Source organism: Hungatella hominis (assembly GCF_014288005.1).
Taxonomy (GTDB): Bacteria; Bacillota; Clostridia; order Lachnospirales; family Lachnospiraceae; genus Hungatella; species Hungatella effluvii.
In genome coordinates, this window is the sequence record NZ_JACOPB010000004.1 from 76,157 (window position 1) to 92,213 (window position 16,057).

Consider the following 16,057-nt stretch of genomic DNA (forward strand, 5'->3'; position numbering starts at 1 on the left):
TTTATTATTGTAACAATCCTGAAACCGGTAAATTTGTTCCCCATTCGCTCTCTACCGCGTCTTTCGTCGCCTGAATAAATTCTGTCGTAATATTTAATGCATAGTTGGCATCAGAATAGCCCTCCAGACCATCCTCTGTCTTCGATGTGGAACGGCTCCAGAGATACTTAGTCCCTGCATCAATCTCCGCTTTCTCCTCCTTACTTAATTTCTTATCATAGATATCCGTTAAGGAAGAGAGTCCGCTTGATTTCCAGACATCATCTGCAATCTTACTCTTATCGTCTTCGTCTGTTACTGCATAATCCAGAAGTGTTCCGTCTGTATACTTACCGGTATCTACGTTCTTAGCGAGCGTAATCGCAGTCATAAGCGGAGTCTCTGTTGTGGATGCAACTGCTTTACCATCGGCATCTTTAGTGGCCGCCGGCAATACCTTCCTATAATACCAGTAACCATCGGTATGATATTCCCAGTTTGCTGTATCCAGATTCTTATACACAACCGTGTGATCCTGTGCATCAAAAGCGGCATCATCCGAGACAGCTTCATAGGCCGGCACCAGGCCGTCTCTGGCTCCGTCCTCCGAGAAGGCCTTTCCATCATACTGCATAGCCAGAAGGCTTTCCGCATCCACGTCTGTAAAAGGTACTCCGTTAATACTCTTAATCGTAGCGAACGGCTTACTCTCGCTCTTTCTCGTCCATGACTCATCCATTTTTACACGTACCAGCACATCGTAATCGCCGGTATTCTCTGCTGCGACCCACTTGTCAACGGTTACGCCCGGCTGCCAATCTGTCTTAGGGGTGAACCGCTCAACCATGGAGGTTGCATAAGTTCCTGTGCTCAACGGGTTCGTAATGGATGTTGACTGATTGAAGTAAGCCCATGTAGCGCCAACCACTGCCAGTGCCGCAAGACCACTTACTGCAAATATTTTCTTATTTAATTTCATATGTAATTCCTCCTGTTCCTGTTTTCAATAATTACTGATTGCCGACCGTCTCATCTCTCAATGACCAGCTTGTTCCTGTAAGTGTAAATTCACTGTTATTTCCGAAAACTGCATTTACTGCCTGCTTTGTCGCCTGTACGGTCTGGCTTGTAATGGTCAGCGTATAGTCGGCATTGCTGTATCCAGGATTTGCTCCAGGTATAATATCCGATTTGAAATGCTGGATTTTGGCATAATTCTCTTCTCCTATTTCTGCTTTCAAATCTTTTTCCGATACGTATTCACCCTTACTGTCGGTCGGAAACTCCACCCAGTTTTCCGTTGCTTCGTCTGCATCAAACGTATAGTATTTCTTTTTGGCATACTGTCCCATATCCGCATTCTCAATCAGTGTTACTGACTCCAGGAACGCATCGGTCGGATCACCCGCTCCTAATTCATCGGCATAGTAGTAATAGCCATCTTCTTCACGGTAGATCCATTTCCCGGATTCGTTCAATGCTTTCTTTACTACGGAATCATCGACTGCCCACTGTCCATCCTCCGGATCTCCCTGATAAACCGTTACCAACTGGTTCGCTCCAGCCACGCCAGCTGCCTTCGCAGCATCAGATGCCGCTTTTGCCGTGCTGGCTTCCTTGATTAACGTATCGTCATCCTTATTGATCCATTTTTCATCCATCTTTACACGTACTACGACCGGTAAATTTCCGGTATTGACTACTTTAACCACCTTATTTACGGTTGCACCCGGCTCCCAATTCTGGCCCTCTGACGGTTTAAAATCCTCCACCATGGTGCTGCCATATTTTCCTGTATCAAATACGTTCTCTGCCTCCATGGTCTGATTAAAATACGCCATGGTTCCTCCAACTGCACAAACGGCCAGTACCCCTGCCAAAGCTAATACGTTTTTCTTTTTCATTATGATTTTCCTCCTGATTTTTCCTTTTTATCTTGCAGACGGATAAAACCGCCTTTGATAACAAACATTTCATTCTTACGGTGCGAGAAGTCCCTTCCAGTCAAAGGCAATCCCCTTCGTATTTTCCCCGTTAATCTGTCCGCTCCAGCTTTCCAGAGAAAGACTGTCCGCAGGTACTGCATCTGACGTAAACTTCAGTTCATAGACGAGGCCGCTGTAATCATAGTCATGATGATCATTGCTCACCTCCGGGCTGAGTGTCAGACTCTTTAAGATATCTTCCGTCACACTTCCTTCTGATCCGGATTTCTTCAAAACATGTTTATAGTAGTAATAATCACCGACTAGAAACCAGTCTGTTTTCCACGAATCTGTCCAGTTTTTGCTCACTTTTTCGGTATCCGGCGGATTTGTCGTCACGGGATTCCCCTGTCTGTCCTTCCAGCTTTCTAAAACCTTAACCCGAAGAATCAAATCCAACTCGCCTGTGTTCCGGAAAAAGGGCTTCTTCTCAACGGTTTCTCCCGGAAGGAATGTGCTGTTGGGATTAAAATTTTCTACCAGTTCCACACCACTCTTTTCTGTTGCAAGGGGATTTCTGATCTGTACCGTATTACTATAGCTGGCCCAGCTTCCTCCTATCCCTGTTAAAAGGACAAAGGCTGCGAGGATAACAGCTAATTTTATGGGTTTCCTTTTCAAAATCAGTTTCCTCCTCTCCAGTCAAGTAATAACGAATCTTTGCTGCTCTTCCAGAGCTCTGTTGTCAGCCTCTGATCTTTCACCTGAAAGCTGGTTTCGAATACGGCTCCCACCGCGTCCAACGCTGCCTCCAGCTGGTCGCTGGCCTGCACCGTCTCTGTTCGGAAATACAGTTCGTACCCGGCTGTGCGGTAACGCTGGTCAGACAGTTCCGCAGTTCTTCTAAAATCTACGGCCGTCAGTATATACGGCGTACTTTCCTTCGGTTTTAAAACCCTTGTATAGTAGAACCAGCCATCTCCGCCCTCCTGCCAGCTTCCGTCTGTATTCCAATTTTTTACGGCAGCTTCTTTTCCCTCCGGCTCATTGGGAAGAATCATACGTTGCTCCCCTTCCTGATAAGTCCATGTCTCACCGTATGAGACGCGGAGGAATACATCTGCATTACCTGTATTTTCAAACTTTACTTTTTTTGTCTTCAGTCCATCCTCTACCGATCCAACCTCTTCACGAACCTCCACACTCACAGTCGGTGTTCGAATCTGGTTCGTCAGCTCCATTCTGTGGCTGATACTTGCTCCCGTAACTCCGATTCCAACAGCCGCAATCACAAGAAAGACGAGACTCATTATTTTTACAATATTTCGTTTTTTCTCAGGCAAGCCTCTCATCCTCCTCTAATATTTTGATTGCCACACGCCGTTCCCCCGGATCTACGGCAGCTGCTACCGGTGATTCCGGAAGTGAGGTATTTACCGGTCCTTCCTGATTAAAAGGGACCTCCGCGCTTCCATTGGTATAATTCGTTACTGCTGCTGCCGCGTGAAAATACGGTTTGTGCCCGAATTCGTTATGAACCTCAATCAATAAATCATCACCCGGATTCACCGTAACTTCCGTTCCGTTCAGCCGTCCGTCTGCCACATTACCACTTTTTGCATCCTTTACCACAAGGAATGTCCCGGCCTTCCGATATTCCATGGGAACCGATTCATCAATCCGGAATACCCCGCTTTTCGTAACAGGGATATATGGACTTATCTCTCCGTTTTTCAAGGCAGCCGACGTATAACTGGAATCCCCCTGGTACATATGGATGAGAAATTGATCCTCCGGATCTCCTGCGGCTCCATCGACAATCTTTGTAAGTCTTACCTTCCCGACACTTACCTGAAGTACCGGATGATCGTATTCCAGAGTCCCATGGGAGGTGCCTACAGAATACTGAAGAGTCGCCTCCGCATTTGTATGAAATCCGGGTTTGCCGGAACTGGTATCATTGCCAGGAGCATCGGTACCCCTGTCACCCGTGATTCCACCATAGGGATCGTCAGGATTCACGGCTGTATTGGCTGCGTAGTCCTGATATGCTCTGTCCGTCAGTTTCACACCAAATGTTACACTGTATACAGCATCCTTTTTCAATTCATAGTCCGCCTTAAATGTTACGACAATTTTCGCCGGCGCCTCTCCGGTTCTTTCAGAAATCGCTATGCTTGAAACTGCTTTCCCATACTCTTCAGCAGTCATTGCCTTACCGTTGATGGCTATCGTTACTTTTGACGGATCCGTCGTAACAAAATCGGCGTAATCGCTTAACTCATCTGTAATTGTTACACCGGTCACACCATATGTATTTTTCTGAAGTGTATTCAGAATTTCGTTCTCAATGGCATTGAATACGGGATCCGTATCTCCTTCTCCAGCCGCTGGCAGGAAATTTGTCTTGATATTTGGTGTTGAAGTCTTCATATAGTTCTCAATTATATATAAATAACCATCTTCACTCAGCGCATCTTGAGAATACCCAATTGCAAAAAAGGTAACATCGCCCAGCTTATTTAGCTTCTCAAGCTGAACTTTGGATTTTGTCGCTTCTTCCTTTTCATCATCCTCTGAAGGCTCTCCATCCGTCAAAAACACAATGTATCGTTTCAGGTTTTCTGCACCCTGGTGTGCCGTTGATCCTGTACCCAGTAATTCAATCGCTTTCTCCAGACCCAGATACGGATAAGTTCCCAATACAGGATTCTCAATGTTTAATTCCGTTCGATAATTACCCGTTACACTTGGCCAATCTTTATCCGTAACAGCAGGAAGTACTTGAGCTACTTCTCCGAAATATTTAATTTTATTTCCCAAACCAGTTGATGTTCCATAAAAATGTACTCCTGCATATCTTGCATCGCAGCCTTTCAGGCCTAAATTATGAATCATTTTTTCAATTGCTGCATTGACAATATCTTTTCTGGATTTACCCTCTGCGGGATTTTTATTACCCGACATTGAATATTTCATACTTTCTGATTCATCAAGTACAAACACAATATCAACAGGGATCTTTTCTGTCGTTGTGCTGTTTGAAGACTCTACAGTTGATCTTACATTCAGAGTCAGATCATACGTTCCATTGCCGTTATCCTTAATGTATTTTTTATAATCCGGTTCATAGGGGGCCTGCACAACCGGCCTGGGATATGTAAAACCTTCTGTATTGCCGCTCCAGGTCGCTTTGGCACTGTCATTTGAGAAAAATCCCGCCTGGCCGCTGCTTGTAGTATTCCCCCCGTAGTCCGTTTCCTCTTCGCCAGTATCGGGATACTGACCTGTCTCATGATAATAGTCTTTTGCACGGTCGCTGACCTTTATTTCAAAAGAGACACTGTAAGCTGCATCTCTGTTTAAAATACCATTAGAAGTAGCTTTTGCTAAATCCAGCGTTACGGTTCTCGTCTGGTTATTGTAACTCAAACGGTATTTACCGCGATCGAGCAATTTTTCACCGCCGTTTGTCGTCACCTTAACTACCGCATCTGACAGAGACTGATCTTTCAGCTCAACCCACTGGCTAAGAGTATCTGTTATCTTTACATTCTTTAATTCCATAGACTCTAAGATTACTGTAAATGCTGATGTCAGTGCTGTATCATTCGCTGCGGTAATAACTCTTCCCGGATCTTCTGCAATGGCATTTAGTAACTTATTGCTGGCACCGCCGCCTATATTGACAGCATAAGAAATCAATCCTCTGTTTAACTCTCTGAATCCATTTTTACAGGTAACTGCTGAAATAGTCTGACTTGTATAATCTTCATTTGTATAACCGGAGCCGCGTCTTGTACCATTTGAACCAATACCCTCAAATGTATCTGCTCCTCCGTACTTGCCTTGTGACATGTAAAAAGTAGGCTGACCATCACTGAGAAAAATCATATAGGGAATATGGCCTGATTCAACATTTTTTAACATCTCAGACGCTTCCCATAATCCGTCCTCACAGTTGGTTCCATTTTGAGCAGTTAAGCTGCCCACCGCTTCCTTTATCTTACTTAAATTATTCGACCACAACAATTCCGCATTCGCCGCTTTATCAAAGGAAACAATTCCAAATCGGCTCTCTGAATTTTTCTCCAGAATACTGTCAATAAATCCATCCACCTCTGTTCTCCCACTTTTATAGCCAAGCAGCTTTTTTATCTTATCCAGTCTTGAATTTCCTTTAGAGGCCTCACTGTTGTTTGTCAGATTCCACGCCATACTCCCTGAAGTATCAATCACCAGTAAAATATCCAGCGGAGTTCCGCCTCCCGCAATATCCAGATGCAGCCTGTAATCATCTCCGCCCAGATATTCAATCTGCTTATGCGCCCCTGAAACCTTCGGCACTAAATTGCTTACACTGGTAACACCCGCCTGCAGCACCGCTCGTTCTGTAGTATCCTGTGCCTTAAATAGCGCTCTGCTGAAGAAATTTCTTTTTGGCTGTTCTTTCTTTACTTCCGCCACGGCTGCCGGAAGAACATTCAGACTTAAATGGATAATTCCCTCTTCCTCATCATAAACCGCATTATCGCTGTCATCATACTCATCCTCGTCCTGATCATCCCCTATCATCGCCTGCCACTCTTCAAAGGTCATCTCATCCTCAGACTCATTCAGTTCTTCCTCATCGGCCAACGGTTCCATTAAAGTAAACACGTTATGTCTGGAACTGGAAATCTTTAACTCTGTTTTAGCAGCGGCATTCGATTTCGCTTCAGGATTCTGAGTATCATTTCCTGCCGATTTCTCCGTTTCTGAGGCTTCAGAGTTTTCTTTCCTATTGCTTGTATCCGCGTTTATAAATGTAGCTTTATTTCCGGCAGTATTGATGGTTTTCTGCGATCCTCCAGTTTCTGGTTTTTCGTTATTCTCCTGCTTTCCTCCACCCTCTTGTGTTCCTCCGGCTTCCGACTTTCCGCCATTCTCCTGCATTCCCCCGGCTTCCTGCTTTCCTCCGGTCTCCTGCTTTACTTCGGCTTCCGCTTTTCCGCCATTCTCCTGCTTTCCTCCGGCTTCCTGCTTTCCTCCGGTCTCCTGCGTTCCTCCGGCTTCCGCTTTTCCGCCACTCTCCTGCATTCCTCCAGCTTCCACCTTTCCGCCACTTTCCTGCGTCACTCCGGCTTCCACCTTTCCGCCACTTTCCTGCGTCACTCCGGCCTCCGCTTTTCCGCCGTTCTCCTGCGTCCCTCCGGTTTCCTTCGCTCCCCCGCTCTCCTCATTTTCACCAATTTCTTCATTCCGGTCAGGTGCGGGGTTCTCCGGATTTGCCTCATCTTTATTTTTGCCGGGATCAGCCGCTGTATCCGGATCCGCGCTTTCCGCCGGCGTTCCATTTACACCGCCCTCAGCCGGCAGACTCACTTCCGGTTTATCAGGCTTATCCGGTTCTTCCCAAATCGCATCCGCGTTCGGAACTGTCACCTCACCAGCTTCGACATCCTCCAGATTCAAGTAAAAGGACACATCCTGCTCACCGGCATTTACATAGAGGAAGATGATATCCTCATCCCCCTTTAACTTGTAGCCGCCTTCTGCCGCATCAGCCTCCGAAGCAGTTGCGGTCCTGACGGAATCTTCTCCGGTAAGATAAGCATGATAGGTTTCTTTTGGAACACGCACCAGGATATATGCATACGCCTCCTCGCTGTCGCCGCCCAGGCGGCCAAACTTTCCATTATCGTAAAACAGAGTAAAACTGTCATATCCCTTAAATAACTTCTTATACCGCTCAGCGCTGCCGGTATCCGATTCATCTTCCGCTTCGTCCGGATTCCCTGCATCGATCATTTTCATTAAATTGTTAAAATCGAACCGGTAATCATTTGTAACCGCCCGTTCCGCTTCTTCTAACAGCTCTGCTCCCTTCATCATTCCATCAGGAAGCCATATTTCCGATGCAGAACGGTCTGCGTTGCTCGGTGTTGCAGAATTCTCTTTCTTTGCATTGCTGGGAGTCGCTCCAGTTCCTCCTGTTTCCACGGATTCCGTAGCAAAAGCAGCAATGTTCACATTTCCCAGACAGATGCAAACGGCCAGAAGCCAGGCCAGGCTGCGCCGCCACAGCTTCTCCAGCCGGCGTTTTTTATGTTTTTCATAAAATTGTCTATTCACAAAACTCATCATAACTCCTGCCTTTCTCAGACCCTTTCGTTCAGCCTTCTGTATCAATCTTTCCATGATCCAACGCGCTGTCTATCATTTTCAGCAGTTCCAGTGCGCTGCGGAAGCACTTCTTTTTCTTTTTATCCGCCCAGATGACTTCACCCTGCCAGGTTGCGTTCTGTCTATATTTTACGTAAATAATAAATGTAGCCTCATCGCCCTTTTTCTCCAACAATTCCTGAACAGCCATCTGCGCCACTGCCTCCTTTTTCTCCTCCGGTTTCCGGCTTTTCTCTTCCATATAAAATGTCCGGCTTACCGTTGATGCCTCCGGGTAATTCAACTTATCGAAAAAACCATCCATCTTCTTTATTAAATCTACGGTATTTGAAAATGGGACGGGCCAGTTCTTATACAAGTACCAGATTCGTCCGCCGCACTCTCCGTTTTTACTGCTGTCTATACAAATATTCAGCAGGTTTGGTGCTGAAATCATTCTCTTAATATTTTCCATACTGATCACCTTATGTATCTACTTTATCAATTCACATATCATCAAACCCATCACGCAAATGGAAAATTTTGTATTTTTTACTCTGAACGCAATAAAAGTATCCTCTGATATGCGGATACTTTTACTCTAATCCAGGGCCCTGTGCAGGTTGGAAAGTGATGTGACGTTAAAACTCAGTTCTGCTCTCGGCCCCGCCAGTTCCTTTAATTTACGGTTAATTCTGCGGTATACCACCGAGCAGTCCTCCTGCTTCGTTCCCACCAGCAGTACGAGATACTGAGAATTGCTGTATTTTGTATAAGCGTCTCCGCGGCGCAAAGACTGCTGTATTGCATTCTTCAGGAGATCCGAGCGTTTTTTTAGTTTTTCCTGGTTTTGAATCATTTTCCCTTCATAGTCAACCAGTGTACAGAGCATCAAAAAAACGGACTGGCCGCTTCTCTCCATAATACGGCTCATCAAACGGTACGCATCCAGAAAGCTGGGATAAGAGCAGCAGTATGCGCCCTCTCCATACTGGCCTCCCTCCTCCTCAAATTCTTCCAGTTCCGACTTGATCACCTGCAGCTCATTGGGACAGCAGGTTAATTTCCCGCTCATCCTCTGATAACATTTCAGCATGGGACCCGACGGCGGGATTCCAAGTTCATCGGAATACAGTTTCACAGTCTTATCATAAAGACGGTACGCTTCCTTATATTCCCCCCGGCAGATCAGGCTGTCAATCTGGTGAACCTGCCAGTCGTCAAAGGGATAGATCTTCGCCGCTCTCGTATAGAGCCGGTATGCCGCTTCATAATCCTTCTGCTTCTTTAAATAGTCTCCCAGCCACCTGACACACGTTTCAAACACACGTTTTAACTGAAGGCTTTCCATCATAACCCAGGTTTCCGTGGACAGCGCCGGCAGAAACTCTCCCTGATAAAGCTTTGCCGCCTTCACGTAATAAGAAGCTTTTTCACTCTCTCCAACTGAAAGATTTCCTTTTTCCATCAATCTTTTAAATTCAGCTGCATCCACATTTACCGGAATCGACTCATCGATTACGCAGAGCCCGTCCTGATTGCAGATATACATGGCTTCCGGCAATCCGGCCTGCACCATCTGTCTGCGCATACGGTAAATCAGATTATTCAAACTGTTATTAATATTGGAAACCTGTTCCCTGTCATAAAGGCTGTTCATCACCTGTTCCTTCGAAATGCCCTTTTCCCCATGGAGCCATACGATCTGAAGAAGCTGAATAAATTTGGCTGTGCTGCTGCGTCCCAGGGCTATCTCCTGCCCATCGTAAGATATGGTAAATCCCCCCAGCATCCGAATCTCCATCGTTCCAAACATTCTGTTCTCCATCTCTGTTCCCTCTGTTAATCTCCCATCGCGTTGTCCATCAGCTTCAGCAGTTCCAGCACGCTTCGGAAATTCACTTTCTTTTTTTCCTCTTCCCACATCACCTGTCCCTGCCAGCTGGCATTCCGGCGATAGCATACATAGACCGCAAAAGTCGCTTTCATGCCTTTTCGCACAATGGGACGCTTCATAACCGGAACAGCCGGTCTTTCCTCATTTACCCTCTGAGGTTCTGTCTCCGAATGGAAATATCTCTCTTCCATTGCACGTTTTGGAGATTGTATCCTGTCAAATAACCGTTCCAGAGTCTTCACCATATCCAATACACTGTGAAATTTCTCACACTCATCTGCATAAAGATGATACAGCCTTCCGCTCATCTCATCATTTTCATAGTGATCCACGCTGATGATCACTCCTCCGGGTATCATACCGTCATAGCTGATTTCCATACCATCACCTGACTTCCTCTTGTACTCCTGACCGCCTATTTCTTTTTACGGAAATGCGCTTTTTTTTACAAAAGTATATTTTACTTTTATATAAGTATTTTTTAATTTATACAAGAATATCTTTTCCACGATTTGTAAACAACTAATACATGGTCTATATATCGACTTTTATGTGCATTTTTCTTCCGTTACAAAGTCCATTATATCAATACTTTAGTATTTTGTAAACATTCTTTTTTCAGGATAAACTTATGGGGAAGGAGAATCATATGTTTGGTGAAATGCTTAAAATGATGAGAAAATCAAGAAATTTGAATCAGGTACAACTGGCTGCTCAACTGAATGTGACAAAACAAACGATATCGAACTGGGAAAATAATAATATACTTCCCTCTATTGATATGCTGGTAAAGATCTCCCATTATTTTTCCGTCAGCACCGACTATCTTCTGGAGCTGGATAACCGCTTCTATCTGGAAGTCTCAGGCTTGACCGTGGAACAAATTGCACATATCCAGCAAATTATTAACGATATCCGACGCCATTGATCCGATTCTGTTTACACAGTTATCTGCAGCAGAAAAAGGGGCCGCCGCACGTTTTCGTGCGGCAGCCCCTTTTTACTCTAATTTAATAAAATCTCCCGTCTCCTCCAGATGCTTGATCAGCCGTCTGTGCATCTGTGCCATCAAAGTGTGCTCCCAGGGAGAATGAGATATCAATGGATTTATTTCATATGGATCTGCCTTTCTGTTAAACAATAAATATCTTGGTATATACTCCGGCAAATACCCTTTCTCAATCACATATTTGTATTCTGGTGTTCTGATACAGCGCCAACCGCTTCTTTTCGGATCCAGCCCTTTCTCCCTGTAAGCTTCTAAAAAAATGTCACGGCTGATATAGGCGGAGGAATATACAGCTTCATTCTCCGGTCTTTTACCACATATAAGCCAGTCAGCCAGACAGCGCCCCTCCACAGAAGGAGGTATTGCAATATCCATAAGCCCTAACAGCGTAGGAAATATATCCACGGTCTCTATCGAGATATCATTGCGGCCTACCGGTATTTTTTCCGGGTATCTCAGCAGAAAGGGAACATTGATGGATTCCTCATACCAGGTGTGTTTTCCCACATAACCATGAGCCCCCAAATGTTCGCCATGGTCAGCAGTTAATAAAACGATAGTCTGGTCGTAAAGCTTCTTCTCCTTCAGCCAGGTAATAATTCGGCCAAATTGTTCATCCAGTCCCGTAACCGCCGCATAGTAGCAACGGATCGCCTCGTCCAGTTCTTCGCGGCTCTTGAACCCTGGTTCTCCCGTCTGATTGTCAAAACAGTCCCCTTCGACATTAGGCGAATAATCCGGTTCTAAATCACGGTAAAGGTCATAATACTTTTCCGGTATCTTTTCAAAAGGAGGATGGGGCGGATTCCAGGAGAGGAACAGTGCAAAAGGCTCCTTCTTCCTGCTCTCCATGAACTCCAGTGCTTTATCCGTCTCATGAACCGGCGACCAGAGATCCGTGAAGATTTTTTCGCAGCTCTCTTCCCAATAATGCATATGCAGGTGATCGTTCCATGCATTATACGCATGCCAGTACTCAAAAGCATGCCGTTTTTTTCCCGGAGGCGTATAAGCATCCCAGCCCTCCGCTCCTGATAATGGCTGACTGCCTGAGTTTAGCTCAGGACTGTCCAAGTGCCACTTTCCTATATAGCCGGTCCGATATCCAGACTCCTTAAGCACCTGGCTGATGCATAATTCATCCGGAGAAAGGCACATATCATATCCTGTCATGCAGTTTCCGATGACTCCTGTATGAACGGCACGGCGTCCAGTAAGCAGTTCACTTCGATAGGGTGAACATAACGGACAGCCACTCACTGCCTGATCGGTGCTAAACGCCTCCTCCGCAAACCGGTCCATATTAGGTGTTGCAATCTGAGGATTGTGGAGACCTCTTGCTGTATTACTCCATTGATCTGCAAACACGACAAGCAGATTAGGCTTTTTCATGATTCACTCTCCCTTTCATTTATTTTATGCACGTTCTGAGCATGCGCAGTTCCAATGGCTCCAGTCTGTATACGTCCTCCATATCGTCTTCACCTATACACAGCTTTGGACCGCAGCGAAGGCAGACCCTCTGTTTATCCAGTCCCGTGTTTACAAGGGCCAAAAGACCTTCTCCTGTCTTTCTGTCCAGATAATAAAGCGGCGCAATATTGGGACTGTCTTCCACAAGAACAGGAAACTCCCCCTTTGACAGCCAATCCACAATACGCATCATCTGCCAGCTCCTGCTGCGATAAGCAAACTGCCATGTTCCTATATATCCGGGAATCACGCAGACTCTTCCCCCCAGTCTGTTTTCGTACAATGTAATTCCATTTCCCAATACATTCTTGTCTTTGTCAACAAATTTAGTCAGAACTCTGCAGGCCGAATCATATTGAAGCAGAGGAATTCTGATTTTTTTGTATTCCAGCCGCAGCCAGTCAGTCGGAAGCAGATTCCCGGCAAATGTTCCATGGAATTCTTCCCCACATAAAAGCTCTGCCGATGGCAAATTTAACTCGTCCCCCATATCATCACAGCCGATATAACTTCCCATCCCACGCCTGCATACATATCTGGCCGCGTCCCCATCCAGAATCAAACCTTTTTTCAGCAGCCTTATGAGTTCCTCACGGCTGCAGCAGAGCGCATTGACTCCAGACAGCAGGTTCACCTCCCGCTCCTGGAAACATACAGGAATACCAATCAGCGGAAAGAGTGTATCGAACTCCCTCTTTATAATCAGCTCTTCCAGCCTTCCTCCTGGTGTCTCCAGCAGATTTTCCTGCCCCGGATACCATAAGAGCCCCAGCCCATCCTGCGCTTTTCCCCTGCGAAGCTCTGCCGCCTTATCAAGTTCCGGTTTCCTGTCCCTGATCAATTCAACCATGGGTTTTTCCTGTATATAAGGTGTTGCCATAAAATCAAAAACATTCAGAGAAATCTTATCCGCCCCCGCCAGCGTATGCAGCTCCATCTGCAGTCCTGTCATGTTCAGGCTCTTCGTAAATCTCGTATGAGGCCAGTTTTCTACTTCACTGATAATTTCCACTTCCGGAGAAAGCTGGGCCATACTAAGTGCCATTCCCTGATGGACCGCGACCAGATCCTGATGAAGACAGTCGGAGTACGCTCCTCCAAGAGGCCTTGACAGGGGCCTGTTCGCTCCTGCAAACGTACGCAGGAGCGTTTCCATGTCCCTCCCCTGCAGTGCATGAGCCGCCTCCCCGCTGTTCATCAATCCAATTCTTATAGCAGGATCGATGCGGTGCACCGCCTGTTCTATTCCTGCTGCCGCCTTCTTCTGACCCTCAAAATTGACTTCCAGCCACGCTCTTCTCACCGATCTCCCTTCTTCCGAATTGCGTGTAACCGCAGCCAGAAGTTGGCCGCTATCCAATTCTCTCCCCAGTTTTTCAGACACAGCCTTCGCATGGATCGGACAGAAGCAGCCAAATGCAGCCGAATGATTCAGGCTTCGAAAGTCATCGTCCACCATCAGAACAGCGGGGTGAGTAGATGCATAGACAGCACATACACTTGCAATGTAATTCTGCCATCCCTCATCCAGAATACAGTATACAGAATCTGCCGGCTGTAAACTCTCCCCTGTAAACTTTCCATATGGGAGGAGATCTTTATCCTTTAGCCTGCAGTCCACATGTCCTACGCTGGTAGCAAGATTAATACTGTATGTAATTCTCTCTTCTCTTAGCCGCTCCGCCATTTTCCCATATATCTCTGCCATCCTGCGGTGCTTTTCCATAGGAAATGGGGACATTAGTATCTGATGACACTGTTCCTTTAAATAAACCTCTTCAATCCCTGCTTCATGACACACCCAGACGATATCATCCAGCTGCCGCTCCCACTGATCCTCATGAATCACTGCGCGCAATATATAGTTCATTTCAGGCCTCCTGCTAATTTTTCATTCCACTGGTCGCGATTCCTTCAATAAAGTATCTCTGAGAGAACAGAAACATCACAATAATCGGAATCAGAACCATCGTAGCCGCAGCCATCTGAAGCCCATAGTCCACAGAATTATTCACCTGGAACATCTTAATTCCGACAGACAGCATCTGTTTGGCTGGCGTAGTAATAAATATATAGGGTCCCATATAATCGTTCCATGCCCAGATAAAAGTAAACAGGATCATGGTAATGACTGCCGGCTTAGCCAGAGGGAGAACAATCTGAGAGTAAATCTTAAAGTGACCGCAGCCGTCGATAATAGCTGCCTCACTCAGCGTCTCCGGTATTCCCAGGAAGAACTGGCGCACCATAAAAACAAAGAATACATCAAAAATTGATGGAAGAACGATACTCCACATGGAGTCTGTGATCCCAAATGCTTTAAAAATCACGTATTTCGGTATAATAACCGCATCCGGCGGGATCATCATGGAGGACAGCAATACGACAAAAAGTATATCCCTTCCCTTAAAACGCAGTCTGGCAAACGCATATGCTGTCAGAGTCACAATCCCAACCTTCAGCACAAGTATCGTTCCCACCATAACGAACGTATTAAAATACCATCGTACAAAACTGTACTGCGCGGAAAAAACTTCTTTATAATTGCTGGTGATAAAATGTTCCGGTATCAGTTTCACCGGATAGACAAATATTTCGTTCAATGGTTTGAAAGAAGCGGACAGCATAAAGATAAATGGAAAAATATTTGCTGCTCCCAAAATCAGAAGCACTGCTGTCATCACATTCTTTCCAACCTTTTTCTTATTTTGTTTCATACCGATGCCCTCTCCTAATAGATTTCGCTGCGGTTTTTGCCAACCCACTGAACAATAGTAACTCCCATAACCAGAATAAACATGACCATGGCCTGGGCACTGGCATATCCCATCCGCGCGGACGCAAAAGCCGTATCAACAATGTTGAGAGGCAGCACCGTAGTAGAATTTCCCGGTCCCCCGGCTGTGAGCACCTGAATGATCGTAAAATTCTTCAGTGAAGTAATAATAGAAGTAATCGTCAGCAAAAATGTGGTATTTCTTATGAGCGGCAATGTTACATAGATGAACTGCTGGAATCGGCCAGCTCCATCAATCTGGGCTGCCTCCTTCAGCTCCGTCGGAACTTCCTGCAGTGCCGCCAGATACGTAACGAACTGCAGCCCCACCTCTCTCCAGACAGCGATCATTACCACCGAATAAAGAGCCGTCTTCGATCCCATAAGCCACATTGGCGCATTGGTGAACCCCAATGCGCGCAATGTCTGATTCACAATTCCATCTACCGGATCTAAAAGAATAGACCATACAATGGCAATTGCTACCATATTGGAGACGTAAGGCATAAAAATCATCGCCCGTATCCCATTGCGAAAATGAATCTTCTGATTTACCAGGACTGCCAGCAAAAGGCCGGCAGCCATGACAAATGGTACAAAGCATACGGAATAAACGATGCTGTTGCGAAATGCATTCCAGAATTCCGGATCGCGGCTCATCTCAATATAGTTCCCCAGTCCAATTAAATGAGTCTTATCAATCATGCTGATATATCTCATATCAGTAAGGCTGAGTACTGCGGACAGCAGAACAGGCAGAAAATGAAACAGTGTAAATCCAATCAAGTATGGCGTGATAAACAGCCATGCGGTGAGTGCCTCTTTTTTACGCAAAGAAGAAGTCACGTATTATC

General features: G+C 45.8%; 13 protein-coding genes. 1 reads left to right on the top strand and 12 read right to left on the bottom strand.

The genetic code is table 11. The features are described 5' to 3' along the window. Positions 1–4: 4 nt before the first annotated feature. The 8 genes from H8S75_RS10885 to H8S75_RS10920 form a co-directional block, all read right to left on the bottom strand. Positions 5–958, bottom strand: coding sequence for a BsaA family SipW-dependent biofilm matrix protein (locus H8S75_RS10885; protein ID WP_187021518.1), 954 nt, complete (start codon positions 956–958; stop codon positions 5–7). A 31-nt stretch (positions 959–989) separates the two neighbouring features. Beyond that, the gene (locus H8S75_RS10890; protein WP_187021520.1) at positions 990–1,883 is read right to left on the bottom strand and encodes a BsaA family SipW-dependent biofilm matrix protein; all 894 of its coding nucleotides are present in this window, start codon (positions 1,881–1,883) and stop codon (positions 990–992) included. Between the two features lie 75 nt (positions 1,884–1,958). Next, on the bottom strand, positions 1,959–2,585 hold the full coding sequence (locus H8S75_RS10895) for a BsaA family SipW-dependent biofilm matrix protein (RefSeq protein WP_187021522.1): 627 nt from the start codon (positions 2,583–2,585) through the stop codon (positions 1,959–1,961). Positions 2,586–2,587: 2 nt separating this feature from the next. Then, a complete protein-coding gene (locus H8S75_RS10900; protein ID WP_187021524.1) occupies positions 2,588–3,247 on the bottom strand; it encodes a hypothetical protein in 660 nt (219 codons plus the stop codon). After that, complete coding sequence (locus tag H8S75_RS32665) at positions 3,240–8,018, bottom strand: DUF7604 domain-containing protein (RefSeq protein ID WP_187021526.1); 4,779 nt, start codon at positions 8,016–8,018, stop codon at positions 3,240–3,242. Before H8S75_RS32665 ends, H8S75_RS10900 begins: the two co-directional genes overlap by 8 nt. A gap of 40 nt (positions 8,019–8,058) precedes the next feature. Continuing rightward, complete coding sequence (locus H8S75_RS32670) at positions 8,059–8,523, bottom strand: hypothetical protein (protein ID WP_242352737.1); 465 nt, start codon at positions 8,521–8,523, stop codon at positions 8,059–8,061. A gap of 126 nt (positions 8,524–8,649) precedes the next feature. Next, on the bottom strand, positions 8,650–9,876 hold the full coding sequence (locus H8S75_RS10915) for a bacterial transcriptional activator domain-containing protein (RefSeq protein ID WP_243007794.1): 1,227 nt from the start codon (positions 9,874–9,876) through the stop codon (positions 8,650–8,652). A 14-nt stretch (positions 9,877–9,890) separates the two neighbouring features. Then, the gene (locus H8S75_RS10920; RefSeq protein ID WP_187021529.1) at positions 9,891–10,325 is read right to left on the bottom strand and encodes a hypothetical protein; all 435 of its coding nucleotides are present in this window, start codon (positions 10,323–10,325) and stop codon (positions 9,891–9,893) included. Positions 10,326–10,594: 269 nt separating this feature from the next. Here H8S75_RS10920 and H8S75_RS10925 point away from each other — a divergent pair, with 269 nt between their 5' ends. Then, positions 10,595–10,873, top strand: a complete 279-nt coding sequence (locus tag H8S75_RS10925; RefSeq protein WP_055655634.1) for a helix-turn-helix domain-containing protein — start codon at positions 10,595–10,597, stop codon at positions 10,871–10,873. 72 nt (positions 10,874–10,945) lie between these two features. Here the strand turns inward: H8S75_RS10925 and H8S75_RS10930 are convergent, their stop codons facing one another. Genes H8S75_RS10930 through H8S75_RS10945 form a run of 4 tightly spaced genes read right to left on the bottom strand, consistent with a single transcriptional unit; the run spans position 10,946 to position 16,049 of the window. Next, a complete protein-coding gene (locus tag H8S75_RS10930; protein WP_187021531.1) occupies positions 10,946–12,346 on the bottom strand; it encodes a sulfatase family protein in 1,401 nt (466 codons plus the stop codon). Between the two features lie 19 nt (positions 12,347–12,365). Then, a complete protein-coding gene (locus H8S75_RS10935) occupies positions 12,366–14,297 on the bottom strand; it encodes a hypothetical protein (protein WP_187021533.1) in 1,932 nt (643 codons plus the stop codon). A 13-nt stretch (positions 14,298–14,310) separates the two neighbouring features. Continuing rightward, on the bottom strand, positions 14,311–15,144 hold the full coding sequence (locus H8S75_RS10940; protein ID WP_117630146.1) for a carbohydrate ABC transporter permease: 834 nt from the start codon (positions 15,142–15,144) through the stop codon (positions 14,311–14,313). Positions 15,145–15,158: 14 nt separating this feature from the next. Continuing rightward, the gene (locus tag H8S75_RS10945) at positions 15,159–16,049 is read right to left on the bottom strand and encodes a carbohydrate ABC transporter permease (RefSeq protein WP_187021535.1); all 891 of its coding nucleotides are present in this window, start codon (positions 16,047–16,049) and stop codon (positions 15,159–15,161) included. Between the last annotated feature and the right edge of the window lie 8 nt (positions 16,050–16,057).

Excerpts from the sequence above, each read along its gene's own strand:
- H8S75_RS10920 (WP_187021529.1), bottom strand. The coding sequence starts at position 10,325 with ATGGAAATCAGCTATGACGGTATGATACCCGGAGGAGTGATCATCAGC.
- H8S75_RS10915 (WP_243007794.1), bottom strand. The coding sequence starts at position 9,876 with ATGGAGAACAGAATGTTTGGAACGATGGAGATTCGGATGCTGGGGGGA.
- H8S75_RS10935 (WP_187021533.1), bottom strand. The coding sequence starts at position 14,297 with ATGAACTATATATTGCGCGCAGTGATTCATGAGGATCAGTGGGAGCGG.
- H8S75_RS10930 (WP_187021531.1), bottom strand. The coding sequence starts at position 12,346 with ATGAAAAAGCCTAATCTGCTTGTCGTGTTTGCAGATCAATGGAGTAAT.
- H8S75_RS10885 (WP_187021518.1), bottom strand. The coding sequence starts at position 958 with ATGAAATTAAATAAGAAAATATTTGCAGTAAGTGGTCTTGCGGCACTG.
- H8S75_RS10925 (WP_055655634.1), top strand. The coding sequence starts at position 10,595 with ATGTTTGGTGAAATGCTTAAAATGATGAGAAAATCAAGAAATTTGAAT.
- H8S75_RS32670 (WP_242352737.1), bottom strand. The coding sequence starts at position 8,523 with ATGGAAAATATTAAGAGAATGATTTCAGCACCAAACCTGCTGAATATT.
- H8S75_RS10940 (WP_117630146.1), bottom strand. The coding sequence starts at position 15,144 with ATGAAACAAAATAAGAAAAAGGTTGGAAAGAATGTGATGACAGCAGTG.
- H8S75_RS10890 (WP_187021520.1), bottom strand. The coding sequence starts at position 1,883 with ATGAAAAAGAAAAACGTATTAGCTTTGGCAGGGGTACTGGCCGTTTGT.